This window comes from Aquibacillus albus, from assembly GCF_016908325.1.
GTDB classification, from domain to species: domain Bacteria; phylum Bacillota; class Bacilli; order Bacillales; family Amphibacillaceae; genus Aquibacillus_A; species Aquibacillus_A albus.
In genome coordinates this window covers 166,878-192,770 of sequence record NZ_JAFBDR010000003.1, presented here as the reverse complement: position 1 = coordinate 192,770, position 25,893 = coordinate 166,878, and the positions used below count along the sequence as shown (strand labels likewise).

Annotated in this window: 21 protein-coding genes and 3 riboswitches; of the genes, 17 read left to right on the top strand and 4 right to left on the bottom strand. The window is 36.6% G+C overall.

What is annotated here, in order from left to right; all coding sequences use genetic code 11:
* Nucleotides 1–8 precede the first annotated feature (8 nt).
* From JOC48_RS04280 to JOC48_RS04265, 4 genes are all read left to right on the top strand, one after another.
* On the top strand, nt 9–980 hold the full coding sequence (locus JOC48_RS04280) for a phosphoglycerate dehydrogenase (protein ID WP_204497813.1): 972 nt from the start codon (nt 9–11) through the stop codon (nt 978–980).
* Nucleotides 981–1,057: 77 nt separating this feature from the next.
* Nucleotides 1,058–1,471, top strand: coding sequence for a VanZ family protein (locus JOC48_RS04275; protein ID WP_204497812.1), 414 nt, complete (start codon nt 1,058–1,060; stop codon nt 1,469–1,471).
* A 156-nt stretch (nt 1,472–1,627) separates the two neighbouring features.
* Nucleotides 1,628–3,583, top strand: a complete 1,956-nt coding sequence (locus JOC48_RS04270; RefSeq protein WP_204497811.1) for an aconitate hydratase — start codon at nt 1,628–1,630, stop codon at nt 3,581–3,583.
* 55 nt (nt 3,584–3,638) lie between these two features.
* The gene (locus JOC48_RS04265; protein ID WP_204497932.1) at nt 3,639–3,815 is read left to right on the top strand and encodes a hypothetical protein; all 177 of its coding nucleotides are present in this window, start codon (nt 3,639–3,641) and stop codon (nt 3,813–3,815) included.
* Nucleotides 3,816–3,935: 120 nt separating this feature from the next.
* On the opposite strand, the gene JOC48_RS04260 is transcribed toward JOC48_RS04265, so the two are convergent.
* Nucleotides 3,936–4,961 (bottom strand): YecA family protein, encoded by a 1,026-nt coding sequence (locus JOC48_RS04260; protein WP_204497810.1) that lies wholly within the window; start codon nt 4,959–4,961, stop codon nt 3,936–3,938.
* Nucleotides 4,962–5,669: 708 nt separating this feature from the next.
* Between JOC48_RS04260 and JOC48_RS04255 the strand changes: the two genes are divergently transcribed.
* Nucleotides 5,670–6,239, top strand: coding sequence for a DNA-binding protein (locus JOC48_RS04255; protein WP_204497809.1), 570 nt, complete (start codon nt 5,670–5,672; stop codon nt 6,237–6,239).
* Between the two features lie 9 nt (nt 6,240–6,248).
* Nucleotides 6,249–6,328: riboswitch (cyclic di-GMP riboswitch) on the top strand.
* A gap of 344 nt (nt 6,329–6,672) precedes the next feature.
* A riboswitch (cyclic di-GMP riboswitch) is annotated at nt 6,673–6,758 on the top strand.
* A gap of 40 nt (nt 6,759–6,798) precedes the next feature.
* Nucleotides 6,799–6,963, top strand: coding sequence for a hypothetical protein (locus JOC48_RS04250; RefSeq protein WP_204497808.1), 165 nt, complete (start codon nt 6,799–6,801; stop codon nt 6,961–6,963).
* 66 nt (nt 6,964–7,029) lie between these two features.
* Here the strand turns inward: JOC48_RS04250 and JOC48_RS04245 are convergent, their stop codons facing one another.
* Nucleotides 7,030–7,530 (bottom strand): ribonuclease H-like YkuK family protein, encoded by a 501-nt coding sequence (locus tag JOC48_RS04245; protein ID WP_275580701.1) that lies wholly within the window; start codon nt 7,528–7,530, stop codon nt 7,030–7,032.
* Between the two features lie 305 nt (nt 7,531–7,835).
* A riboswitch (SAM riboswitch) is annotated at nt 7,836–7,943 on the top strand.
* A gap of 112 nt (nt 7,944–8,055) precedes the next feature.
* Between JOC48_RS04245 and JOC48_RS04240 the strand changes: the two genes are divergently transcribed.
* The 4 genes from JOC48_RS04240 (at nt 8,056) to melA (ending at nt 13,794) form a co-directional block, all read left to right on the top strand.
* On the top strand, nt 8,056–9,420 hold the full coding sequence (locus JOC48_RS04240; RefSeq protein WP_204497806.1) for an LLM class flavin-dependent oxidoreductase: 1,365 nt from the start codon (nt 8,056–8,058) through the stop codon (nt 9,418–9,420).
* A gap of 118 nt (nt 9,421–9,538) precedes the next feature.
* Nucleotides 9,539–11,047, top strand: a complete 1,509-nt coding sequence (locus JOC48_RS04235) for a sodium:solute symporter family protein (protein WP_204497805.1) — start codon at nt 9,539–9,541, stop codon at nt 11,045–11,047.
* A gap of 330 nt (nt 11,048–11,377) precedes the next feature.
* Complete coding sequence (locus JOC48_RS04230; protein WP_204497804.1) at nt 11,378–12,394, top strand: LacI family DNA-binding transcriptional regulator; 1,017 nt, start codon at nt 11,378–11,380, stop codon at nt 12,392–12,394.
* A gap of 68 nt (nt 12,395–12,462) precedes the next feature.
* The gene (gene melA, locus JOC48_RS04225) at nt 12,463–13,794 is read left to right on the top strand and encodes an alpha-glucosidase/alpha-galactosidase (protein ID WP_204497803.1); all 1,332 of its coding nucleotides are present in this window, start codon (nt 12,463–12,465) and stop codon (nt 13,792–13,794) included.
* A gap of 92 nt (nt 13,795–13,886) precedes the next feature.
* On the opposite strand, the gene JOC48_RS04220 is transcribed toward melA, so the two are convergent.
* Together JOC48_RS04220 and JOC48_RS04215 are read right to left on the bottom strand one after the other, a co-directional pair.
* Nucleotides 13,887–14,849, bottom strand: a complete 963-nt coding sequence (locus JOC48_RS04220; protein WP_204497802.1) for an NAD-dependent epimerase/dehydratase family protein — start codon at nt 14,847–14,849, stop codon at nt 13,887–13,889.
* Between the two features lie 26 nt (nt 14,850–14,875).
* On the bottom strand, nt 14,876–16,066 hold the full coding sequence (locus JOC48_RS04215; protein ID WP_204497801.1) for a glycine C-acetyltransferase: 1,191 nt from the start codon (nt 16,064–16,066) through the stop codon (nt 14,876–14,878).
* 354 nt (nt 16,067–16,420) lie between these two features.
* Here JOC48_RS04215 and JOC48_RS04210 point away from each other — a divergent pair, with 354 nt between their 5' ends.
* From JOC48_RS04210 to JOC48_RS04180, 7 genes are all read left to right on the top strand, one after another.
* The gene (locus tag JOC48_RS04210) at nt 16,421–17,344 is read left to right on the top strand and encodes an ArsR/SmtB family transcription factor (RefSeq protein ID WP_204497800.1); all 924 of its coding nucleotides are present in this window, start codon (nt 16,421–16,423) and stop codon (nt 17,342–17,344) included.
* A gap of 200 nt (nt 17,345–17,544) precedes the next feature.
* The gene (locus JOC48_RS04205) at nt 17,545–18,861 is read left to right on the top strand and encodes an extracellular solute-binding protein (protein ID WP_204497799.1); all 1,317 of its coding nucleotides are present in this window, start codon (nt 17,545–17,547) and stop codon (nt 18,859–18,861) included.
* A gap of 87 nt (nt 18,862–18,948) precedes the next feature.
* Complete coding sequence (locus JOC48_RS04200) at nt 18,949–19,824, top strand: carbohydrate ABC transporter permease (protein ID WP_204497798.1); 876 nt, start codon at nt 18,949–18,951, stop codon at nt 19,822–19,824.
* A complete protein-coding gene (locus tag JOC48_RS04195; RefSeq protein ID WP_204497797.1) occupies nt 19,825–20,724 on the top strand; it encodes a carbohydrate ABC transporter permease in 900 nt (299 codons plus the stop codon).
* An 18-nt stretch (nt 20,725–20,742) separates the two neighbouring features.
* Nucleotides 20,743–22,509, top strand: a complete 1,767-nt coding sequence (locus tag JOC48_RS04190) for a glycoside hydrolase family 2 protein (protein ID WP_204497796.1) — start codon at nt 20,743–20,745, stop codon at nt 22,507–22,509.
* A 150-nt stretch (nt 22,510–22,659) separates the two neighbouring features.
* Nucleotides 22,660–23,661, top strand: coding sequence for an acyltransferase family protein (locus tag JOC48_RS04185; RefSeq protein ID WP_204497795.1), 1,002 nt, complete (start codon nt 22,660–22,662; stop codon nt 23,659–23,661).
* A 26-nt stretch (nt 23,662–23,687) separates the two neighbouring features.
* Nucleotides 23,688–25,847 (top strand): family 43 glycosylhydrolase, encoded by a 2,160-nt coding sequence (locus JOC48_RS04180; RefSeq protein WP_204497794.1) that lies wholly within the window; start codon nt 23,688–23,690, stop codon nt 25,845–25,847.
* Nucleotides 25,848–25,893 lie beyond the last annotated feature (46 nt).

Genomic DNA, 25,893 nt, shown 5'->3' with positions numbered 1-25,893 from the left:
ATAAGGAATTGAAGGCTTTATTAATGTTAAGAGATGCATTTTATGAGGCAAATCCAAATTTAATTCAAGATATAAGAGGATTGGGAGTTCAATTAACGAGCTTGTATACCGATAATGGAATTTCAAAAAAAGACTTGTTAAAACAGGTAGAGAATGTTGATATTATTGTTGTAGCTGTGGTCAGAATAGACAAAGAATTGATTGATCACGCACGAAACTTAAAATACATTCTTAAATTCGGAGCAGGCTATGATAATATCGATGTTGCTTATGCTCAACAGAAGGGGATTACTGTTACGAATGCACTAGGGCAAAACGCATCATCGGCGGCAGATTTAGCCTTTGGTTTAATGCTTGCTGCGGCAAGAAGCATTCCATTTAAGGATAAAGAAATAAAAGAAAAACATTGGGAGCTATCAGTAGGAAATGAAATGGAAGGAAAGCGACTTGGTATTATAGGTTTTGGTGCTATCGGTAAAGCGATCGCCAAGCGTGCAACAGGATTTGATATGAAAACTGTTGCGTTTGGGAACTACAAGGATTATGAAATTGCTGACAAACTACAGGTTCAATTTGTGGAACTTGAGGAGCTTTTAAAGACATCCGATTTCATTGTTTTATCTACTACGATTCATGATAAAAATAGACAGATGATTAATAGAGATTCGCTTCGCTTGATGAAAAAAACTGCATTTCTTATCAATGTATCACGTGGTGGGTTAGTGAATGAACACGATTTAATCGAAGCTTTAAAACAGAATGTAATTAGGGGAGCAGCATTAGACGTGTTCGAGACAGAGCCGACAACTGGTGAACTTGCCTACCTTCCGAATGTTGTAGCAACTCCACATATCGGCGGAGCAACCGTTGAGGCTGTTAGGCGTACAGGCCAAGTGACTTCTGACAATATTGCAAGATTTATAAAAGGAGAAGAGCTAAGGTATGTGATTCCGCCTACTTCAACAAAATCAACCATTTAAAAACGATAACATATAAGAATGAGAGAAACTCCGACTGTCAAGACTGTTAAAAAATAGCAGGTTAGGTAGTGATAGTCATGGGGTTTCTTTTGTTTTTATGGATTCTTTTTATCTTTATAGGAACATGTACGAAGGATGTTCATGCTTTTTTAGATAAAGGGGAAGTAGAATTTGTATTTACGTTACAACCAGAACTGGGGGGATTTGTATTATTTTATCCACCTCATCAGTTTCCTGTTATAGATATCTTCGGTCACTTTATTATGTTTTATATATTAACTGCACTTTTATTGACTGTCATGCAAAATATTAGAGTAGTGGTTTTGCTGGCGATAAGCTATGGACTTTTAACCGAATTCCTCCAATTTTATTTTGGACGAGACGGAGACATATATGATTTTATTGTCGATATAATTGGGGTAATTTCTTATGTAAGTATTTATTTGGTGGTACATAAAAGTAGTAAACATATGATTGAAATAAAAGAATAGGATAGATAGAAAGCGGCTTCTAATGTGAGAGAGGCCGCTTTTTAAAAGAACTGTCGTAAAGGAAAGGTCCTTAATAAAAAATTTTAACTGTTTCTCATATTTTTAGAAATAATACTTACAATAAAGATTAGATTAATGGAGGAGGTACATAACAAAATGGCGTTAAATGTGACTCAAAAACTAATTAAGGACCATTTACTGTCAGGTGAGATGAATCCTGGTGAAGAGATTGGTTTAAAGATAGACCAAACACTGACGCAAGATGCAACTGGAACAATGGTCATGCTTGAACTTGAAGCAATGGGACTTGATTATGCAAAAACAGAAGCGTCTGCACAATACGTTGACCACAACCTTATTCAAGTAGATAACAAAAATCCGGATGACCATTTATTCTTGCAAAGTGCCACGAGACGCTTTGGATTGTATTATAGTCGACCGGGAAATGGGGTTAGTCATCCTGTTCATATGCAGCGGCTAGCGAAACCAGGTAAAACGTTACTCGGCTCTGATAGCCATACGTGTGCAAATGGCTGTATGGGAATGCTTGCAATGGGCGCAGGTGGTATTGATGTTGCAATGGCAATTGCTGGTGAACCCTTCTATGTAAAAATGCCAAAAGTATGGGGAGTTAAGTTAACTGGTGAACTACCTGAATGGGTAAGCGCGAAGGATGTTATTTTTGAATTACTGCGAAGACATGATGTAAAAGGCGGGGTTGGACGAGTAATTGAGTATTATGGACCTGGTTTAGATTCTTTATCAGCGATGGATCGCCATGTTATTGCGAATATGGGGGCAGAGCTTGGCGCAACAGGAACTGTGTTTCCGTCTGATAATGAAATCAAGCGGTTTTTAAGCGAACAAGATCGTGAAGACGATTGGATCGAGCTGAAGGCGGATCGAGGAGCAACCTATGATTTGGAAGAAGAAATCAACTTATCAGAGCTAGAACCACTTGTTGCTAAGCCGTCTAGTCCAGGAAATGTTGTACCTGTAAAAGAAATTGCTGGTGAACCAATTTATCAATCTTATATCGGATCTTCTGCCAATCCTGGATTCCGCGATTTTGCTATTGCCGCTGAAATTGTGAAGGGCAAGCACATTGCTGACGGACTTTCCTTTGATATTAATCCTACGTCACGTCAGATGTTAACGGATTTGGTCCAAGAAGGACATATTGCTAGCTTACTTCAAGCGGGTGGAAGATTACACCAGGCTGGCTGTAATGGCTGTATTGGAATGGGGCAGGCACCAGCTACTGGTCGAAATAGCTTGCGGACAACTCCTCGTAATTTTCCCGGACGTTCGGGTACAAAAGAGGATAGTGTATTTTTATGTAGCCCGGAAACGGCAGCTGCATCAGCATTAACAGGGGTAATTACCGATCCGCGTACACTCGAAATGGATCATCCAAAGGTAAAAGAGCCTAAAAACCCAACGATTGATGTGAATTTATTAGATGAACCTCTATCTGAAGGGGATGCAAAGAAAGTAAAATTGTATAAAGGACCAAATATCGCTTCCATACCGGAAATGGATGCATTGCCAGATGAGTTAGAATTACCAATTCTACTGAAGATGGGGGACAATATTTCTACCGATGAAATATTAGCTGGTGGAGCACGAGTACTTCCTTATCGAAGTAATTTACCAGAAATTAGTAAATTCACGTTCGAAATTGTAGATGAAACCTATTATGATCGCGCAATGGAATCTCGTGAACAAGGCGGACATGCTGTTGTAGGAGGCTTTAACTATGGACAAGGGTCAAGTCGTGAGCATGCAGCCTTGGCTCCAAGATTTTTAGGCTTACGTGTTGCTATTGTGAAAGACTTTGCTCGGATTCATTGGCAGAACTTAGTGAATTTTGGGATACTACCAGTTACTTTTGTGAATGAATCAGATTACGACAAGCTTGAGCAAGGAGATGTATTATCATTTACTAATTTAAAAAATAACATTCAGCAAGGAAATGAATTTACAGTAACGATTAAAGGGAAAAATGAATCGATTAAAGTTCGTCATGCACTATCCGGAAGACAAATCGACATGATGATCAAAGGCGGGTTAATTAATTGGGTAAGAAGTCGCCAAGAAAGTAATTCGTAAAATTTCTAGCTTCATAAAACACCTTTGGAAACATATAACAGAAGGAGTGATTATATTGGTCGATCGTAACAATGTATGCAGAGCATGTGAAGGTACTGGCATGTTAGCGGATGATGAAGAATGGCAGTATCGATGTACGGTATGTAATGGAGATGGACACTTTTTTCCGGGAGATTCCCCAGAGCCGGCGAATCCAATCAATGTGGATGAGAATAATCGATTGTTGGATTAACGAAAAAAAAGACCATGCCAGTTCTCGCTGGTGTGGTCTTTTTTACGTTGGATATATAAAATTTCACTCTATTGCCCGGATCTTCTAATTCATCATTTAATGCCTTAATCTGATTTTGGTTCATTGTGTTTTAAACTCAGTTAGCTTTTCATCTAATACGTCCGTAAGCTTTCGGAAATTGCTTGATACGGTACCAGCTGATGCTCCATATTCATCTGCTACTTCTTTTTGTGTAGCTTCTGAATCTGCAAGGAACGTTACTTGTACAAGATAATCTAAAGCAGCTGCATAAGCGGATGGTTTTTTCAGATTTGGATTTTCCCTTTGACAATATAAATTCCAAAGCTTTACACCCTTAGATGTTAGCTCCTCCGAAAGCCCTTTTTTATTCATGCTTTTAGAAAATAGTGAAGCTACTTGTACGTGTGCATCATTGTCCCAGGTTAACGATTCTGTTGCTGGCTGTGGCTGCATGATTAACCCCAACAAAAAGTTTGGGTAGTGTTTATTCATTCCACCCTGTTTATTGGACAGCTGATCTAAAAGCTTTATGGCTTCTTCTTTTTGACTAGAATCTATTTCAAGTGCTGTTAAAAAGAAATTATAGTAATTTACATAAGGTACAAGAATTCCAGTTAATAGGTCACCTTTTGAGAACTCTTTTCCGCTTAGCATCGGGATATGGTAGCTCTCCTTTGTGCGAACATCTAACAATGTCACCTTTTGTTTGCTCTGTTCATTGATGGATTCTATCTCGTAAACAGATGGAATCATATTAGACCATGACGCTAATAAATCCTTTGTACGAGTATGTTTTATCTTTTCCTTTTGCTTGGCATAGAATATATCAAAAATTGTCTCATTATGATCTGTAATAGGTACGTGTAAAATCGTCCAAAGGTTTAAACACGAGTTAATTGCCTCTTTTTCAGATACAGATAAAAAAGAAACATCATATTTATTTATTTGCTGCTCTATTGCAGTTTTATATTTCGTAAATGCAAAAGAGATCAGCTCTCCATGGAATTGATCTAGTTCATCATTATATACTTGATGGTTTAGCTGAATAACGTTAGATCCACAGCACTTTTTATATTTTTTTCCACTGCCACATGGGCAAGGTTCATTTCTTTTTGGTTTGCTCATAGCATTCCACACTCCGAGTCTTTACTCCTACATTAACAGGTACGGCAGTTACCTTTGTTCCTGGTTAACTAATCCTGAAAATGTTCTATTGGTAGTTATATTATATAGACGAAACAGATTATAAATTTGTTTCACTTTTTTCCTGAATTTCTATTATGGACAGAAAAAAGGTATTTCGCAAGTGAAAATATTTTTTTTAAAGATATTTTAACAATTTTCTCTCGATGTCTATATTATATAGCATCGTCAAAAAAATACAAAGAAAGACCTATTACGACATATTTTTTGTGGGATGAAGCTGGTTTTTTGTCATGAAACAAAAATACATTTGTGGTATTCTAAGTTGTAAGCGAATACATTAAATCAAGGAAGCGATCAATTAAACCATATCTTTGCTGGGTGCTTCTCCATTGTTGGTCGTCCACTTTCGTTGTCTGATTGCATAGAGCAAGCAGAAGTCTTATTGTTTAACCAAGCGAAACGAGTGATTCACTTAATTAACTCTATCAAATCATAGTAGATTAATAATCTTTTGTTGATATTATCCGATTTTATAGTATATATTAGATATAAGTCATCATGGATTAACCTTTCATTCTTAGGTTATATCATGGGATTATCTCTAAAGCAGTAGGATAAAACCATGGTAGATAACAAACATCAAGTCATTGATGGGAGTTTAACAATAAGAATGAAAAGGAGTTAATCATGAATAAAAGAAAGTGGACAGACGAGGAAATTCAATATCTGAAGGATCATTTGGGGCGTTTGAAGATAGCTACAATTGCTGAAAATTTAAGTCGAACAGAAACCGCTGTAATCCTAAAGCTGAAACGTCTCGGGATTTCCAATACAAAATCTTCTGTTGGTCGATTAACGATGCATCAGTTAGCAGTCCTGTTGAAGGTTGATCCTACCGTAGTTAAGTTATGGATTCAAAACCATGGATTACCCTACAAAAGGAGAGTAACACGTTCAACACGTAAATTTTATTTTATTGATCAAGAAGAATTCTGGGAATGGGCGTATCATAATAAGCATCGCATTGACTTTTCAAAAGTTGAATATCAATCGATTGTGCCAGAACCTAGTTGGGTTGAACTAGAAAGAAAAAATGAGAGAAGCATCAACTATAAAAGCTGGACTACTGGTGAAATAAGGCGAATGCTGCATTTACATACTTCTGGTAGTAATTTCGAATATATTAGCAGTGAGCTTAACCGTAGTTTAGTAAGTGTAAAAAGAAAATATCAACGAATAAATATAACGAAAAATTAACATCCAGTCCTATACAAAAGGCAAAATTGTCGAAAGGCAATGACGCAAAGCCAAGGGCCTAAGGGAAGCTATGGCAGCCAGCTACTATAGAATGGAAGGTTATAATCTTTTGATGACATAAAAAAAGACGTATGGAAATACGTCTTTTTTTGCACGTTAGGAAAGCATAAAATTTTAGCGTTGAAGTTAATCGACGTAGTAAAAATTTTTAGGAACTAAGTATAAGCGCAACTAGGCGATCGCCTGCGCCTAAAGGCTTGTCGCTAGCCAAGTTTTCTATAATGCTTTGTTGAGCGTTATGATAGAAAATTCTGGACGTTTTTCTTAATTGTTTAGGTTTCCGATGGAATAAATTGTTATTAATTTAAGATAAATGGACTATTACTTTTTAGCTGAAATTACTAGATAATGGTTTGTAGAAAAAAACATAAATCGTACGAAAAGGCAAAATCATTGAAAAGTGATGACGCAAAGCTATAGGGGCTAACGTTTTTGTAACTATGCTCGCCAGCTTCCGTTACGGACTCCGTCGGTTTGTGTATACGAGGAGGTTAATCGTTTGAAAAGAATTTATTATCGGTTTAAGTATAATTGGCACTTATCTAAGTTTAAAAAACTAAAAGTACGTAAAGATGAGTGTGTTGATCAGCAGAATCAGCAATTGATTGAGAGCGAATTAAATTATCATGAACGTGCTGCTTTTCAATATATGTTTAAGTCATAGGCACCATTTTGGTGCTTTTTTCATGTTAAGATATTTAAGGTTTAATCAAGAAGCTTTTTTAGGGGGTCAAATATATTTTTCAGGGTGTTTCGTAAATCGGTTTGCATAACCAGAAGCAACGAACGATTCGGGCTTAACAACAGGCTCTAATCCTATTGATTGAATTCTAGCCATCATTTCACCTGCTAGGAAGCGAGACAATGACTTTTTCCCTAAACCTACATCAATATGCCCTTCCATTGCAAAGGAGCTTCCACGGTATAAATATGGCAAGACAATGTCAATTAATTGATTTTTTCGTTCATCATTAAACAGGAAAGCGACTTGTTCAGTTAAGGAGGTTTCCATCGAGATTTTTTCGTGTAGATTATCATACTTCCGCTTGATTTTTACAGGCATAATACATCCCCATGCACCTTTCCCCTCGCGAAAAATGACAATCCCAGTAACAAATACCGTATGCTTTTGATAAACTTGGGAATCCGTACCGACTATTAACCGATAATTCGCATTTGGCTCTTGTTTCATAAAACTTATAATATGTTGAAATACCTCATCAAAAGACATTTGACTATTAGAGAGGTTTTTGAACGGTCTACCATAGAGATTAGGAAGGAAGTGTTCCCTCATGGCTTGTTTTCTCCTTTCGAGTACCGACTTAACATTTAAGTTTATAGTTATATAAATATCCTGTTTTTCTATATTTTATTCTATGATATGAAATTTGTGTAGTCAGTTATGACATGGAGAGCTCTATAATGAAATGTTGGGCAAATATAGGAAGAATATTCTGAAAATTGCACAAAAAGTTGTTGACAGAATATTAAATAAACTGTAAGATACAGGTATTAATTAAATCATAAGTACTTTTCTTCTTATCCAGAGAGGTGGAGGGACTGACCCTTAGAAGCCTCGGCAACCAGCACTTTTTTGTGCATTGGTGCCAAATTCAGAGGAATGAATGATTCCGAAGATGAGAAGAGAGATATCGGATAATGTATGGTTGAATCCCTTCTCTCTTCTGTGAGAGAAGGGATTTTATTTTTTATAAAAAGCCCTAGCTGAAACGTATGAAGAACGGAGGAGATAGAATTGAGTAAAAGAATCTATTTAAACGCATTTGATATGAATTGTGTTGGGCATCAATCACCAGGTTTGTGGAGTCATCCAGAGGATCAATCAGAACGCTATAATGATTTGGGATATTGGGTTGAGCTTGCAAAACTATTAGAAAAGGGAAAATTCGACGGACTATTTTTGGCTGATGTTCTCGGTGTTTATGACGTGTATAACGGAAGTCGAGACAGCGCGGTGGAACAAGCGGTTCAAGTTCCTGCTAACGATCCGTTGCTGCTTGTTTCGGCAATGGCACATGCAACAAAGCATCTGGGATTCGGAATTACTTATTCGCTTACTTATGAACAGCCGTATATGTTAGCTAGAAGATTTTCTACCTTGGATCATTTAACTGATGGAAGAGTAGCGTGGAATATTGTGTCTTCTTATCTTGATAGTGCCGCTAAAAATCTTGGACTAAAACAGCAGATTGAGCATGATGATCGGTATGAAATTGCAGAAGAATTTTTGGATGTTTGCTATAAACTTTGGGAAGAAAGCTGGGAAGATGATGCTGTCCTAAGGGATAAAGAGAAAAAGGTATTTGCAAATCCAAAAAAAGTCCATGACATTAACCATAAAGGAAAATATTTTGAAGTTCCAGGAGCACATCTCTGTGAACCTTCTCCGCAACGTACACCAGTTTTATATCAAGCTGGAGCGTCCTCTAGAGGTCGCGCATTTGCTGCAAAGCATGCGGAATGTGTTTTTACTGCAGGACCAACCGCTGAAATCGTGAAAAAAGGTGTGAAGGATTTACGAGAAAAGGCTAAGGAGCAGGGGAGAAGCCCAGAAGACTTATTGGTATTCACTGTGTTTACACCAATTGTAGGTAGGACGGAAGAGGAAGCGTACCAAAAATATGAAACGTTGAAAAGCTATATTAGCTATGACGGAGCGCTCTCATTGCTTAGTGGATGGACTGGTATTGATTTTTCACAATATGAACCAGATCAAACATTGGAGTATATCGAAAGTAATGCGATTCAGTCTGCTGTAGAAGTATTTACAAAGGCGGATCCAAATAAAAAATGGACGATTCGAGAATTAGCAACATTTGTTGGCATAGGCGGTAGAGGTCCAGTTATTGTTGGATCGGCTGAACAGATTGCTGATGAAATCGAATATTGGGTCAACGAAGCAGATGTGGATGGCTTTAATATAGCTTATACACTTGCACCGGGATCGTTTGAGGATTTTGTTGAACTTGTTGTTCCAATCTTACAAGATCGTGGATTAGTTCAAAAAGAGTATCAAGAAGGAACATATCGTGAGAAATTATTTGGATCTGGAAAAAATCGGTTAACAAATGGTCAGGTAGGACTTACTGTCCAAGGCTAATAAGGGGAGGATGGCATTTTATGTTTACATTTTATTGGATTAGTATCTTAGTTTTTTGGATTGTCGGATTAACTGTGTGGAATAAGCTATACCCAAAAAGTGAAAGGAGTGAAAAGTAATGGAGGAGCAAAACATCTATATATGGCTTATTGGAGCATTATTAGTTATTTACTTTGTTTTTACAACGTGGCTTGGGAAAAAAGGAGCTATTCACAGTCGTACAATGAAAGGTTTTTCCATTGCAAAGGGAAAGGTTAATCCATGGATTGTCGGTGTAAGCTTTGGTGCTTCCTATGCAAGTGCTAACTTATTCCTTGGTGTTCCAGGATGGGCTTACACATATGGGGCCCCTACATTATGGTGGACACTTGGTTGTTTTGGAATTACGTGGCTAGGATTATTACTTTTTACAAGAACCTTTTGGCGACAAGGACAGAAAATGGGAGGCATTTTAACATTACCGCAATGGCTTGGGAAAAAGTATAATAGTAAATTACTTCAGGTAATGATTGCAGTACTTATTTTATTTAATATTTATTATATTGTTGGGCAAAACGTTGGGCTTGCAACGATGTTTGAGACGGTGATGGGTATCCCATATACATGGGGAATTGCCATTGGTGTGATTATCACTATTGTATATGTCAGTCTTGGTGGAGCATTTGCGCAATTAATAAGTGACGGCATTCAAGGGATCATTATGTCGGTAACATCAGTACTTCTATTTATTTCACTTATATGGACAATAGGTGGGGGCTGGAACTTTTTAGGTAAACTACAATCTGATCTAGCTGCTATTGATCCAAACCTAGTTCAGCCAGTAGCAACAAGCGGCCCTTTCCATAGCGGATTTGCGATTCTTACGATTCAATGGTTACTATTTTCGTTTGTCCTTTTACCTCATTTAATGAACAAAGTGTTAACATTGGATGATGAAAAGCAATTACGGCCATTTACGTTATCGGCAGGACTTACGTTATTTTTCCTTTCTGTATTATCTGTGTTTGCAGGTATGGCAGCACGCGTTTTATCGCCGGGATTAGCGGCAGCAGATGGAGCTATTCCTACTTATATCATGGAGGCATTTCCGCCAATTATTGTTGCTGTGATTGTAGCAGGATTAATTTCCGCAATTCTATCAACGACTGATAGTTTATACCTTGGTATTACGTCTAGTATTGGAAATGATCTGTATAAGACATTAGTTGTACCGTTTCTCTATAAAGATAAGCAGTTATCGAAACAAGAGATTGATAAGAAAGTGGTAAAAGCAACTAAAGTTTCCTTAGTGATTATTGGTATTGTCTCACTATATATGTCTATTGAACGTCCGGCATCACTAGCATTATTAACACAGTTCGGTATTTCTGCCATTATTAGTGGTATTATAGCTCCGATATCGTTAGGGTACTTTTGGAAATATGCCCATAAATATGGAGCGATTGCTTCGGTAATCTTCGGTTCTGGAACTTTTATGGTTTTGACTGGTTTTGAAATTGTACCAGGAGTATTTGAAGCATTGTTCTACAGTTCCATTATTGGTTTTGCTGTGATGATTGCTGTATCTTTAGTGACTGCTTATGCTATTAAGAGTACGAATAATAAGTTAGGTAATCGTACGGCATAGTAAAAGTTTACTTGTTGTCTTTGTAATCAAACGTATATGACACCCACAAATAGTCTGAAAATCCTAATGGGATGAAGACTGTTTGTGGGTGTTTTTTTATGGTTTAGATTTGTAAATTTTTACTTAGAATTATCTGTTTTTTTAGTAAAAGCAAAAAAATATTTTAAATTTAGTGAATGATTGTAGAATTTTGTCGAAAGAATATTTGAATTTAACATTGAAAGCGCTTTATTAATTTGGTATGATTTATGTATCGAGTAAATATTTAGTTAAAATAACGAAAAATAAAGAAAAAATTTACTAAATGAATTTGTGTGGGGATGATTTAAAATGGCTACCATTAAGGACATAGCCTTTCGCTCGAATGTTTCGGCATCCACTGTTTCAAGGGTGCTAAATAATGATCAGACGCTTTCTGTTTCTGAAGAAACCCGTAAACGAATTATTGAAGCAGCAGAAGCACTCAACTATAAAACGGTTAAATCACGTAAAAATGAACAAAAAAAAGAAGTAATTAAGATTGGAATTTTACTGTGTCAATCATTACAAGAGGAGTTAAGTGATCCGTACTTTTTATCAATCAGACAAGGGATTGAAAATGAGTGTAAAGATCGAGGGATTGATAGTACAGAAGTATACCGTTTATACAATCTTGAGGATGGCCAATTAAATTCTGCTTTAGATTGTTTAATTGTGGTAGGGAAGGTTAGTACAAATGTGTTAAATCGGTTTACTAAGGAAATAAAACATATTATATACATTGATTATTCTCCGGATGATGATAAATATGATTCGGTAGTCATTGACTTTGAAAAAGCGACACGGAAGGCATTAAACCATTTGTTTACGCTTGGATATAAAAAAATAGGTTACATCGGTGGTAGGCAGGCTGAGCATTTAGGGGAGATGATAACGAAATTTGATGATGAAAGACAAAAAGTGTTTATCACAGAAATGCAAAAGAAAAATTTGTTTCATGAAAAATACTTGTTCGTTGGGGAATTCCGAATGGCTGATGGATATCAATTGATGAAATCGGCGATTGAACAAGGTAATCTACCTGAAGCCTTTTTTATTGCGAGCGATCCAATGGCAGTAGGAGCCCTACGCGCACTTCAAGAAGCAAATATACAAGTACCGCAGGATGTAGCATTGGTTAGCTTTGATGATGTGGAAATGGCAAAATTTGCAAGCTGCCCTTTAACAACCGTAAGGGTACATACAGAATTAATGGGCAGAACAGGTGTCAAGTTATTACTTGATCGTAGGGAGGGGAGAGACATTCCGCTTAAGATTGTAGTTCCTACTGAATTTGTCATTAGGGATAGTTGTGGCGCCTCATTGTGAAGCCTAGCCAACCTCGTGACTTCTTGTCACGTTATATTAAAATTAACGAAATTCGAGGAGGATTAATTATGTCAAAAATTACGTTTCTAGGAGCAGGTAGTACAGTTTTTGCAAAAAATGTACTTGGGGATTGTATGACAGTTGATGCATTACAAGGATTTGAATTTGCACTATTTGATATTGATCATGAGAGATTAAAAGATTCAGAAATGATGCTACAAAATTTAAAACAGAGCCTTGGTTCTACAGTAGAAGTTGTTGCTTACACAGATCGTAAGGAAGCACTAAGAGATGCTAAATATGTCATTAACGCGATCCAAGTTGGTGGATATGATCCTAGTACAATTATTGATTTTGAAATTCCAAAAAAATATGGTTTACGCCAAACAATTGCTGATACTATTGGTATTGGCGGGATTTTCAGAAGTTTACGAACAATTCCAGTCATGATGGACTTTGCAAAAGATATGGAAGAAGTTTGTCCGGATGCTTGGTTCCTAAACTATACAAATCCTATGGCTGCTTTAACTGGAGCGATGAATCGTTATACTAGCATCAAGACTGTTGGCCTGTGCCATAGTGTTCAAGTATGTGCAGATCATTTATTAAAGTCCTTGGAGATGCCAACAGACAATGTTCAATGGAAAATCGCAGGGATTAACCACTTGGCATGGTTACTCGAAATAACTCGTAATGGCGAGGACTTATACCCGGAGATTAAAAGAAGAGCGAGAGAAAAGCAAAAAACAAAGCATGATGATATGGTTCGCTTTGAGTTAATGGAGCGTTTTGGTTATTATGTAACGGAGTCATCAGAGCATAATGCAGAATATCACCCTTATTTTATTAAAAGTCAGTACCCTGAATTAATCGATCGATTTAATATTCCGTTGGATGAATATCCACGACGCTGTGTCAATCAAATAGAAGGCTGGAAGAAAATGCGTGAGGATCTCGTTCATGACAAAAATCTGACTCATGAACGCACACATGAGTATGGTTCGTATATTATTGAAGCGATGGAAACAGATAAACCATTTAAAATTGGTGGAAACGTGTTGAATACGGGCGGCTTGATTAGTAATTTGCCAGAAAAAGCATGTGTTGAAGTACCTTGTTTAGTAGATGCAAGTGGTGTAACACCGACATATGTAGGTGAGTTGCCTGAGCAATTAGCTGCCCTAGATAGAACAAACATTAATACACAGTTACTTACAATCGAAGCAGCAATGACGAAGAAAAGAGAACATATTTATCATGCTGCGATGTTAGATCCGCACACTTCTGCTGAGTTATCGATTGATGATATTGTTGCTTTATGCGATGATCTGATTGAAGCACATGGTGATTGGTTACCGAAATATGAGAAAAATGTATCGGTATCTACCTCAAGAGTGTGATATGGTTTAATCTTATATTAGGAAAAAAGAGGCTGTCTTTTGAGGCAGCCTCTTTTCGTATTCTTTGTTTTTTTACTTGAAAACAGTCAAATTTATTTAATACCAATATTGTTATCACTTTCAATATTGGTTAACATATCTATCGTCATCTTTTCGAGATCATACTGAGGATGAAATCCCCATTCGTTTTTTGCAGCAGAAGCATCGATGGAGTTTGGCCAGCTATCTGCTATGGATTGACGAACAGGATCAATCTGATAGTGGATCGTAAAGCTAGGAATGTGCTTTTGGATTTCTTTAGCAAAGTCTTCGGGTTCCACACTCATAGCAGTTAAGTTAAATGCATTTCGGTGTCTAAGCTTAGCAGGGTCTGCTTCCATCAATTGAATGATTGCATCCATTGCATCTGGCATATACATCATATCCATGTAAGTTCCTTTTTGTATATAACAGGTATATGCTTGCTTTTTCACTGCTTCGTAATAAATTTCAACTGCATAATCGGTCGTTCCCCCACCTGGAGGAGTACCATGTGAAATTAAACCGGGAAATCGAACGCTCCGGGTATCTAGACTGAATTTGTTATAGTAATAGTCGCAAAGAAGTTCTCCTGCTACTTTGTTAATGCCGTACATTGTGTTTGGTCGTTGGATGGTATCTTGGGGAGTATTTACCTTTGGGGTTAATGGGCCAAATGATCCAATAGAACTTGGGGTAAAAAATTTTGTGTCTAAATTTCTAGCAATTTCTAAAGCATTAACAAGACCGCCCATGTTTATGTTCCAAGCATGCAGAGGAGTGTTTTCAGCCTTTGCAGATAGTATAGTTGCTAGATGAATAATGGTATCCACGTTATATTTATTCGCTATTCTGGAAAAATTCTTTGCGTCGGTGACATCTAAAATCTCAAACGGTCCAGAATGTATAATCTTAGAATCATCTGTTCTACGAATATCCGTTGCAATAACATGATCCTTTCCATATAAATCTCTTAATCTTCTAACCAACTCAGAGCCAATTTGTCCAAGAGATCCGGTAATTAATATCTTTTTCACTTCTCTCCCGTCCTTCCGAGTAGGAGTTAAATAATACCTAGCTCTTTACCAACCTTCTCATAGATAGCTAGAGCTTTATCTAGCATTTCTCTAGTATGTGCTGCAGTAGGTATGTTTCGGACGCGTCCAGCTCCTTTTGGTACAGTCGGGAAAACGATAGATTTGGCATAAACTCCTTCTTCATTCAGCTGTTTGCTAAACGCTTGGGTAACTTTTTCATCGCCAATAACACACGGGGTAATAGGTGTTTCGCTTTTTCCGATATCAAAACCTAATTCTTTCAATCCTCTTTTCAAGTAGGCACTATTTTCCCAAAGTTTGTCTTGAAGCTCTGTACTTTCCATTAACATGTCAATTGCAGTTGTACTAGCAGCCACATCTGCTGGTGTTAGGGCAGTAGAAAATAAAAATGGACGAGAACGAACCTTCAACCAATCAATCAAATCCTGTTTACCAGCAACATACCCGCCAACTGCTCCAATTGCTTTAGAAAGAGTCCCGATTTGAAAGTCAACGCGATCTTGAAGACCAAAATGTTTGACAGTTCCAGCGCCTTTACCGAGAACTCCTGAACCGTGAGCATCATCTATATAAGTTAGAAGGTCATATGCTTCTGCAATTGCTACAATCTCTGGCAATTTGGCAATATCACCATCCATCGAAAATACACCATCTGAAATAACCATTATTTTGTTAAATTGTTTAGATTCTACAGCTTCCTTTGCTTTTTGGCGTAAATCATCCATATTCGAATGTTTGAAACGAATAATCTTTGCTTTTGATAATCGACAACCATCAATAATGGATGCATGGTTTAGCTCATCCGATAAAATAGCATCCTGTTTATCCATTACAGCAGAAATGGCAGCCATATTACAGTTAAAGCCAGACTGATATGCAATTGCTGCTTCTGTTCCTTTAAATGCTGCAAGCTTTTCTTCTAATTTTAGATGCAGGTCTAATGTTCCGTTTATCGTACGAACAGCTCCTGCTCCTACGCCATGGGATTTGATTGCTTCGATAGCAACGTCTTTAACTCTGTCATCTGTTGCAAGTCCAAGATAGTTGTTGGAAGAAAGGTTTATTAATTTTTTTCCATTTACAGAAATAATAGGTCCATTGGCACCTTCTACAGGGTCAATCACATTGAATAGGCCTTGTGATTTTAATTCACCAAGATTTTGCAAAAGAAAACTGGTAAGCTTTGAACTAGCCAATGAGTATCCTCCTTTGTAATCACGCTTCAAAAAGTGTAAGCAAATGAGGGCGTACAAGGGTTTTGTAAGCGCTTATTTACTATATTATAATTAGTTATATTTATTTTGTTCGTATTAAATGAATATTTATAGTTGGGGTTGTGGATGTGGGGAGTATATACAGAAAGGTTAATCACACCCTAATCCAAAAGTAAATAGAATTAGTGAAATTGATATTTAATACAGAAAATATAGATGATTGTATGTTTTTGTTATTAAAAAGATGGATATTTACAATTTATTCGTTTATATTAGATAAAGAGATATGAATAATAGGATTTGAATAAAAGTTCATCTGAAGCAGGGGGGATTAATTTGCTAGAATTATCGATTAAAAAACCAGAGAACTTAAGGAAAGTTGCACATGCTCTATCTTCTAAAGTTCGATTGCAAATTATTGATTATTTAAACAAGGGAAATATGAATATCCATCAACTGGCAGAAAGCTTAGACATTCCTGTTTCAACAACTGCTTCACATATTAAAGTGTTGGAAGAGTCCGGTTTAATTCTTACAGAACTGCGGCCTGGAAGTAGAGGCGCGATGAAGGTTTGTACACGTAATTTTGATGATATTCACATTCAATTAAACAGTAAAAAGAGTTATACAGCGGATTATAAAGTCTTTGAATTAGACATGCCAATTGGGCAGTATGTCGATTTTGAAGTTGCACCTACTTGTGGTATGGCTAATCATGACGGATTTCTTATTCCTGAAGACGAACCAGTTCACTTTTACAGTCCAGACCGTTCGAAAGCTCAACTCATATGGACGCGGAAGGGCTATTTTGAGTACAAATTTCCGCTTGTGATACCTCCTGACTCTACTGTCAAATCGGTACAACTTTCTATGGAGATTTGTTCAGAAGCGCCAAATCATGATCACAACTGGCCATCTGATATTACGGTGTGGATAAACGGTGTCGATATTGGAACTTGGACAAGTCCTGGAGACTATGGAGATAGACCGGGTAAATTAAATCCTGAATATTGGGCAGAATCAACTAGTACTCAATATGGTTCTTTAAAGACATGGAAAATAGCAAGTGAAAAATCAATGATTGATGACTTTCACCTTTCTGATGTAACTGTTGATGATTTAGGGATATTAGATCAAAACTTTATGTCGTTCAAAATAGGCATTAAAGATGAGGCTATTCACAAGGGGGGGATAAATTTATTTGGTCGAGAATTTGGTGACCATCCACAAGATATTAAACTAAAAATTGAATTTTTATAAGTTTTTAGAAAGTTCTTCATATTATTGAAGGGCTTTTTATTTTGTACATTAAATTTGTATAAATACTAAAAAATATAAAAAATAGTATTGACATAACAAAAATGTAAGCGTATTCTTTTATTAAAGTTACAAAAAACATGTAAATATACAGGTTTTTTGTAATAATTAATTAATAAGTTCTTATTAAAAGGGAGGAATCAATGGTGAAAAGGTTGTTTGTTGGGATTTTCGGGTTAGTTTTAACAGCTTTTGTGCTATCGGCTTGTTCAGGCTCAGGAGGATCAGATAGTGCTGCAGGTGGAGAAAATGATGTTGAGATACCAGAGGGTGCAACAGAGGTTGTTATGTGGAACTTATTTGGTGGCGGTGACGCTGAATACATGCAAGACATCGTTGGAAAATTCAATGAAAGTCAGTCGGAGTATTTCGTAAACAATGTGATGCAAGAACATGAAGAATACTACACGAAACTACTTACAAGTATCGGAGCTGGAAAAGGACCAGATATCGGGATAGCTCATACACATGTTTTACCTGAGTTAGTAAACCAAGGTTTGGTAACAGGGTTAGATGACATAGCTTCTTCGGTTGGCGTCAAATGGGATGAGTTTAACCAAAACATTTTAGATGCAACGATTTATGAGGGTGTTCACTATGCAGTACCAATTGATACTCACGCACAAATTATGTATATAAATAACAAACTTGTTGGTGATGCAGGACTTTTAAATGATGATGGATCCGTTAAAATGGAGCAAACACCAGAAGGTTATGTCGACTTTTTTACTACACTTAAAGACAATCTTCCAGAAGGAAAAATTCCATTTGCATTTTCTTCCTCTGGTAATGACCCTTACTGGCTATGGTGGGGATATTACACTCAACTTGGAGGTAGAGGTATCTTAACGGAAGATAGTTTAGAAAACCCAAAATATGATATTGATCTAGATAAAGCCGTTCAAGCAGCGAATTTTCTTAAAGATTTATATCATGACAAAGAAATTATTCCATTAAATATTAGTGACTTCTACGCAGAATTTCAGTCTGAAAATGCAGCAACAATGACTTCCGGAGTATGGGCCACTGGAATTTGGGAGACTACTGAGGGACTTGATTTTACACCAATGCCTATTCCTAATGTTTTTGGTGAAAAAGGTGCTTGGGCAAGTTCACATACTTTAGTGTTACCTTATTACCAGGATGCAAATCAAGAAGTACAGAAAGGGGCTCTGGAATTCATGAAGTTTGTTGCTGATAATGGTGCAATGTGGGCACAAGCGGGGCATATTCCAGCTAAAGATTCTGTTGTTGAATCAGAAGAATTCCAAGAACTTCCTTATCGAAATGAGTATGCAGAAGTAGCTAGTTACGTAAACTTTGTCGATCGTAACATTTATGCTCGTGGGGTTGAAGAGATTGTTGTCCGTCACTTAGATACAGTATGGGCTGGTGACGCTACAGCGGAAGAAGCTTTTGCTGCGATAGAAACAGAAGTGAAAAAACTTATAGGAGAATGATTTAGTTTCAATTAAAAGTGGATGTTCCTTGTGAAATTGCATCCTTTAAGGGACATCTGCTTTATCTCTAATGAAAGGGGCCTATATATGAACAAAAAGTCATGGATTCAGGATATGAAGGCAATTCCTTTTCTTTTGCCCTTTTTTGTAGCTTATATGATTTTCACTATTCTTCCTATATTTAAAGGGTTAGAAATGAGTCTATATGATTGGACTTTAGTACGGAAAATGGAGTTCGTTGGACTTGACAACTATAAAGACATGTTTGTTGATCCTCATTTTTGGCGTACACTTTGGAATACGACATTATTTGTTATATTAACGACGCCAACTATGGTACTACTTGCCCTAGGGTTAGCTTTACTGGCTAATATAAATTCAAAATTACAAACCTTTTTTCGAGGATCGTTCTTTTTACCAAGTATCTTGTCTGTTTCGGTCATATCATTTTTAGCTATTTTTATGCTTCAACCATATAGTGGATTTGTAAATACAGTACTTCATAGTATTGGGATTGATGCAGAACCCTTTTGGATGGCAGATAAAACACTTGCATGGGTGAGTATTGTTGTTGTCACTTTATGGTGGACAGTAGGTTTTAATATGGTTTTATTCCTTGCTAGCTTACAAGACATACCAGAACAATTATATGAAGCTAGTGAAATAGATGGGGCTACTCGTTGGGAGCAGTTCCGCCATATTACTTTACCACAATTGATACCGATTGGAAGAGTAATTTTGTTGCTTCAAATTCTTGCTTCCTATAAAGTATTTGCCCAAATTTTATTAATAACAGGCGGTGGACCAGGTGGTGCAACAAGACCATTAATTCAGTACATTTATGAAGTAGGATTTACCCAGAATAATCTAGGTTATGCTGCTACCATGTCCTATGCGTTGTTCTTTATCCTATTAGTACTCTCTATCATCCAACTTCGGAGCCAAAGATCGGAGGAGAGATAAATGAATCAACCACATGTACAAAAAAAGAATCAAAGTCAACTTCCGGACGTGCAAGTGAAAAAGTCTCGCCTATTAGAGCGAAATAGAGATCCGTTTCGAAATATAAAAATTGCGGTTGGCATCTCAGTAGCAGTCTTGTTTACCTTGCCAATTATCTGGATGTTGTTCGTTTCTTTAAAGCCAAATGGATTTTCCACAACTAATCCCGTAGAGTGGTTTATTCCACCATTTACTTTTTCAAATTATGTTAATTTAATTTTTGATAGTCTAATCTTACGCTGGTTATGGAATAGTTTAATTGTTGCGCTTATTACCACAGTATTAACTTTAATTATAACGTCATTAGCCGCATTTGCTATTTCTCAAATGAAATTTCGTTACAAGAATTTTATTTTTGTATTCTTTCTACTAGGTTTAATGATTCCTGGGGAAGCAACTATTATTCCACTTTACGAGATTGTCAAAAGTTTAGATATGATAGATAGCTATGCTGGACTAATATTACCGATGATTGCTTCACCATTAGGTGTCATTATATTAAAAAGCTTTTTTGATAACGTCCCTAAAGAGGTTGTTGAAAGCGCCATCATAGATGGATGCTCTTATTTTAAGCTTTTTTATAAGATTGTTTTACCCTTGGCAAAACCTGCAATGGCAGCTATAGGTATCTTTACATTTATTGGATCTTGGAATAACTTTTTATGGCCGTATCTATCTATTTTATCTGAAACGTTATATACGTTGCCGGTAGGTCTTCCAGTATTTAATGCAACCTATTCACAAGCATATGTACTTCCAATGACAGCAAACGCTATTGCGTCAATACCTGTAATTATTGCATTCTTAATCTTTGAAAAACAAATTGTAAAAGGAATTAGTTTTACCGGAATTAAAGGCTAACAAAAGGAGAGTTATAAAATGACGACAAAAACAGTAAGCACATTTCAAAGAACAGAATATCCAAGACCACAATTTCAAAGAAAATCGTGGATAAATTTAAATGGAACTTGGAAATTTGCATTTGATGATCAAAATATTGGAGAAAAAGGATTGTGGCAAGAAAACCCATCTTTTTCTACTGATATCCAGGTACCTTTTACGTACGAAACAAAAGCTAGTGGAATTGGAGAAGAAACCTTTCATCCATATGTTTGGTATCAAAAATCGTTCGAAATTCCAAAAGAAGAAGTTGGGAAGAGAGCATTTCTAAGATTTCAAGCATCTGATTACTTAACAAAGGTATGGGTTAACGGTAGCTATATTGGTGAACATGCCGGTGGGAATGCAGCTTTCTCTTTTGATATTACCAATGCAGTTGATATTACGAAGGAAAATGAGTTGGTTGTAAAAGTAGAAGATAGTCAAAGTTGCTATCAGCCGAGAGGGAAACAGCGCTGGAGAGATGAAAATTTTGGTTGTTGGTACGTACAAAACACAGGTATTTGGCAAACGGTATGGCTGGAATTTTTAAGCGATGAAAGTATAGAGAATGTCAAGATCACGCCCAATATAGATACGAACTCAGTTGCTTTTGAATATAAGCTTAATGGTGATATTACTGAAGATTGGAACCTGGAAACAATCGTAAGCTTTGAGGGGGAAAAAGTTAAGCAATTTTCAACTGTCCCAGATCGTTCAAATATTAGCTTTGAAATGAATTTACTATCTGAAATACATGAATGGAAAATAAAGCACTGGACACCAAAGCATCCAAACTTATATGATGTGACGTTCCGCTTATCTGTGAATGGGGAAGTAGTAGATGAAGTACAATCTTATTTTGGTATGAGAAAAGTATCTATAAAAGATGGCCAAGTGCTGTTAAACAATATGCCAATTTACCAAAAGCTTCTTTTAGATCAAGGATATTGGCCAGATACGATGCTAACACCTCCTTCCGATGAGGCGATGATTGAGGATATTGAGAAAACTTTAGCGATGGGCTTTAATGGTGTACGTAAACACCAAAAGATTGAGGATGATCGATTCTTATATTGGTGTGATAAAAAAGGACTGCTCGTCTGGTCAGAAATGGCTGCAACTTATGAGTTTTCTGATGAAGCTGTTGAAAACTTTACGAAGGAATGGCTCGAGATTTTGCAACAACGTTATAATCACCCATCTATTATAACTTGGGTTCCATTTAACGAGTCATGGGGTGTGCCGCATATACTTACAGATAAAAAGCAACAAGCATTTACAGAATCTATTTATTATTTGTCTAAAACGATAGATTCAGAACGCCCAGTTATTGTGAATGACGGTTGGGAACATACAATCTCTGATATTATAGCACTTCATGATTATGAGGAGCTTGGTAAAGTTTTCTATGATCGTTATAAGAATAAGGACCAAGTACTAAACAATGAGGTTCCTCATAATAGACATAAATATGCATTTGCTGAGGGATATGAATATAAAGGGCAGCCTGTTATTCTGACGGAATATGGTGGCATTGCCTTTAATGAAGGTAAAGGCTGGGGCTATGGTAACCAAGTGGATACGGAAGAAGAATTCTTAAATAGATACCGTGACATTACAGATGCTATCAAAGCAATACCGTATATCAGTGGGTATTGTTATACACAAACGACTGATGTTCAACAAGAAATTAATGGACTATTAAAAGAAGACCGAACACCTAAGATAGCATTAGAAAAAATTAAAGCGGTTAACGACGCATAAACAAATAAGAGAGGTGTATAAAAAAGAGGTTATCCCAAATAAAGGATCTCTTTCAACTACAACAAAGAATGCTAATGTGTAGTAGTGATAAGGGGTGAATTGGGGGTAGCCTCTTTATATTTTAGCAATAATTGTAGTTTCATTGAGGAGGTGATTTCGATCAAAAGAGACCACTCTGTTGATTATTTTAAAGGATTATTGGTTATAGGCATGGTTTACACACATGTTTTACAGTTTTTTAGTGATGTTTCACTCTTTCCATCGATTCATTACAGTACTCAATTCTTTAACTTAATCACTTTTTCAGGATTTGTCTTTTGTTTTGGATATGTTTGTCAATTAGCTTATTATAGTAAACCATTCAGCATGGTATATAAAAAAATGTTTTTAACGGGATTAAAGACACTCCTTGCATTTTATATTTCTGGATTAGCTTTTCAAGTTTTTGTTGGGAATCAGCCACTTAATATTGAAACAATCATGCCTATTGTTTTACTACAAGTAATTCCAGGTTGGTCAGAATTTCTAGTCTCTTTTTCTCTTATAATATTAATTGGACTCGGTCTTTTTCCTATTCTTGTGTGGATTTCGAATCGACCAATAACCTTTTGGGTGATCACCTTACTTCTCTTAGCAACAACTTGGATTGATTATAGTCAAATTACCTCTACCTATATGGGATTATTAATTGGTACGGCTCATTTTCCTACATTTCCTGTACTTCAGTACCTACCATTTTATTTAATAGGTATTTACTTTGCCAAGTACCAGATAGGTTTAAAATGGAAGTACTTACTTGTTTCATCCCTTGGAACGATTCTATTTATATATTATTTAGTTACGACCGATTCTCAATTACCTGGAAGATTTCCGCCGAGTATTTATTGGATTGTAGGACCTACCTTTTTTCTATATATCTATTATATTTTTTCTAAATGGTTAGATAGATTTGGAAAAGGTATAGGTATTTTTAAAGTAATGGGGGAGAATGTACTTTTTTATTTACTCATAAGCAATGTGTTTATCTTTTCGTTAGATAGTGCATTAAGTCTATATGTTGTTGGACCTTGGACGGGATTGTTTTTTACAATATGCTTACTTCTGGTTATCACTTATTTTATTAATATTATGACTGTGAGAGTGAGAAAATAAAGGTTTTTAAAGAAGGAGTTGTAATAATGACAAAAGGAATAAAGAAAATTTTGTTTGTTGTATTATCCTTGGTTTTCATTTTAATGCATCTGGATTCTAGTACTTTGCTGGCATCTGACCCTATTCAAATCGATGGCAATGATCGTCCGGGAAATGAACAATTGCCAGACGAGTTGAAGAATTTAAAACAATTTAAGTTGGAATTAGACGAGTCGACATATAAAAATAAATCGTATCATAATGGAACCATTAGATTGAGCTTTCATAATAAGCAATCTTTTGATTGGAAATCCAAAATTGGAGTCAAATATGTATATGTTAAAGGCGGAGACTCTGGTAATCTTTATTCGTATAAAGAGGAGGAGACAATGGATAAAAATTTACATGCACCAAAAAACCGAGGCGGAAAACAGCCAGACATTGGCCATGTAACATTTTATTATGAAGAAGAACCTTTACAGTTATTTGAAAACCCTATCATAGGTGAAGGGGCCGATCCATGGATTGTGAGGCATTCAGACGGTTATTATTACTATACTCAAACTACAGGCAATAACATCACCATATGGAAATCAAAAACGATTACTGGCTTGAAAAGTGCCGAGAGTAAAGTAGTTTGGACACCGGAAGAAGGTGCACCTAACAGTGAACATATTTGGGCACCGGAGCTTCATTTTATCGATGGAAAATGGTATGTCTATTTTGCCGCTTCAGCCGGAGATATGGGTAAACAACGGATGTATGTTCTTGAGTCTGAATCTTCGGATCCGTTCGGTAACTACTCTTACCCTAAAGGAACAGACTACGGTAAATTAACGACACCATCTGATAAGTGGGCCATCGACGGATCGATTCTAAAATATAACGGAAATTACTATTTTGCATGGTCCGGTTGGGAAGGCGATACGAATGTACGTCAAGATATATATATTGCCCCGATGAGTAATCCATGGACAATCAGCGGGGATAGAGTCGAATTATCCAGGCCGGAATATGACTGGGAAAAGGTCGGTTTTCCCCATGTAAATGAAGGACCACAATTCTTAAAAAATAGTGAAGGGCAACTTTTTATGGTCTATTCTGCAAGTGGAAGTTGGACAGATGACTATAAATTAGGAATGTTGACTTTTACTGGTAATGATCCTATAAACCCTGATGCATGGGAAAAAAGTGCTGAACCAGTATTCGAAAAAAATCCAGAAGCTGATGTCTATGGACCGGGCCATAACGGATTTTTTAAGTCACCAGACGGTACGGAGGATTGGATTATTTATCATGCTGCCAAATTTCAGGGTGCGGGTTGGAACAGGAATGTAAGGATACAAAAGTTTAATTGGAACGAAGACGGAACACCTAATTTTGGTACTCCGGTGTCAACTGGAACGCTGTTGGAAGTACCTTCGGTAGAACGGGCTGGTACATTAACTCCAGGATTGCCTGTTGGCTACAAGTTTGAAGCTGAAGAGGCTAAGGTGAATCATGCCAAAATAGTAACGAATACATCAGCTTCTAATGGAAAAAAGGTTGGGTATATAGATTATGAGGATAGTTACGTGGAGTTTAGTGTAGATGATCTTCCTGCAGGTGATTATATTTTAAAAATTAGATATTCAAATGGAATGGGACAAACGGCAACCCACCATATTTCAGTTAATGGGGCTTCCGTTGGAGAAGTTTCCTATGAAAGTTTTGGCTGGGACAGCTGGCGCTTTGCAGAGAAAACTATCAATCTAAGTAACGGAGAAAATAAGATTAAGATTTCAAAAGGTGACTTGTTCACAGAGATGGATTTTATTGAACTTGTTCCAGAGCAGCCTGAACTAAGATATGAGGCGGAGCATGCTTCCTTAAATAAGGTGAAAGCTATTAATCATCCTACAGCTTCCAACGGACAAAAAGTTGGATATATTGATAACGATCATAGCTATATTGATTATAGAATTAATGTTGAAGAATCAGGAACATATAACCTGAATGTAACTTATGGCAATGGAACAAAGATTGATAGCAGTCACACAGTTACAGTTAATGGTAATAAGACTGGAATGGTGGAATATGTACCTACAGGCTGGGACAACTGGGGTAACACCTCATTGCCGATTGACTTAGAAAAGGGGATAAATACGATCAAGTTATCTAAAAATATTGGATATGCAGAAGTGGATTATATAACTATATCAAAATAAAATTATCAGACTTATTTTGAAGATGCTTTTACTAACCGTGATTAAT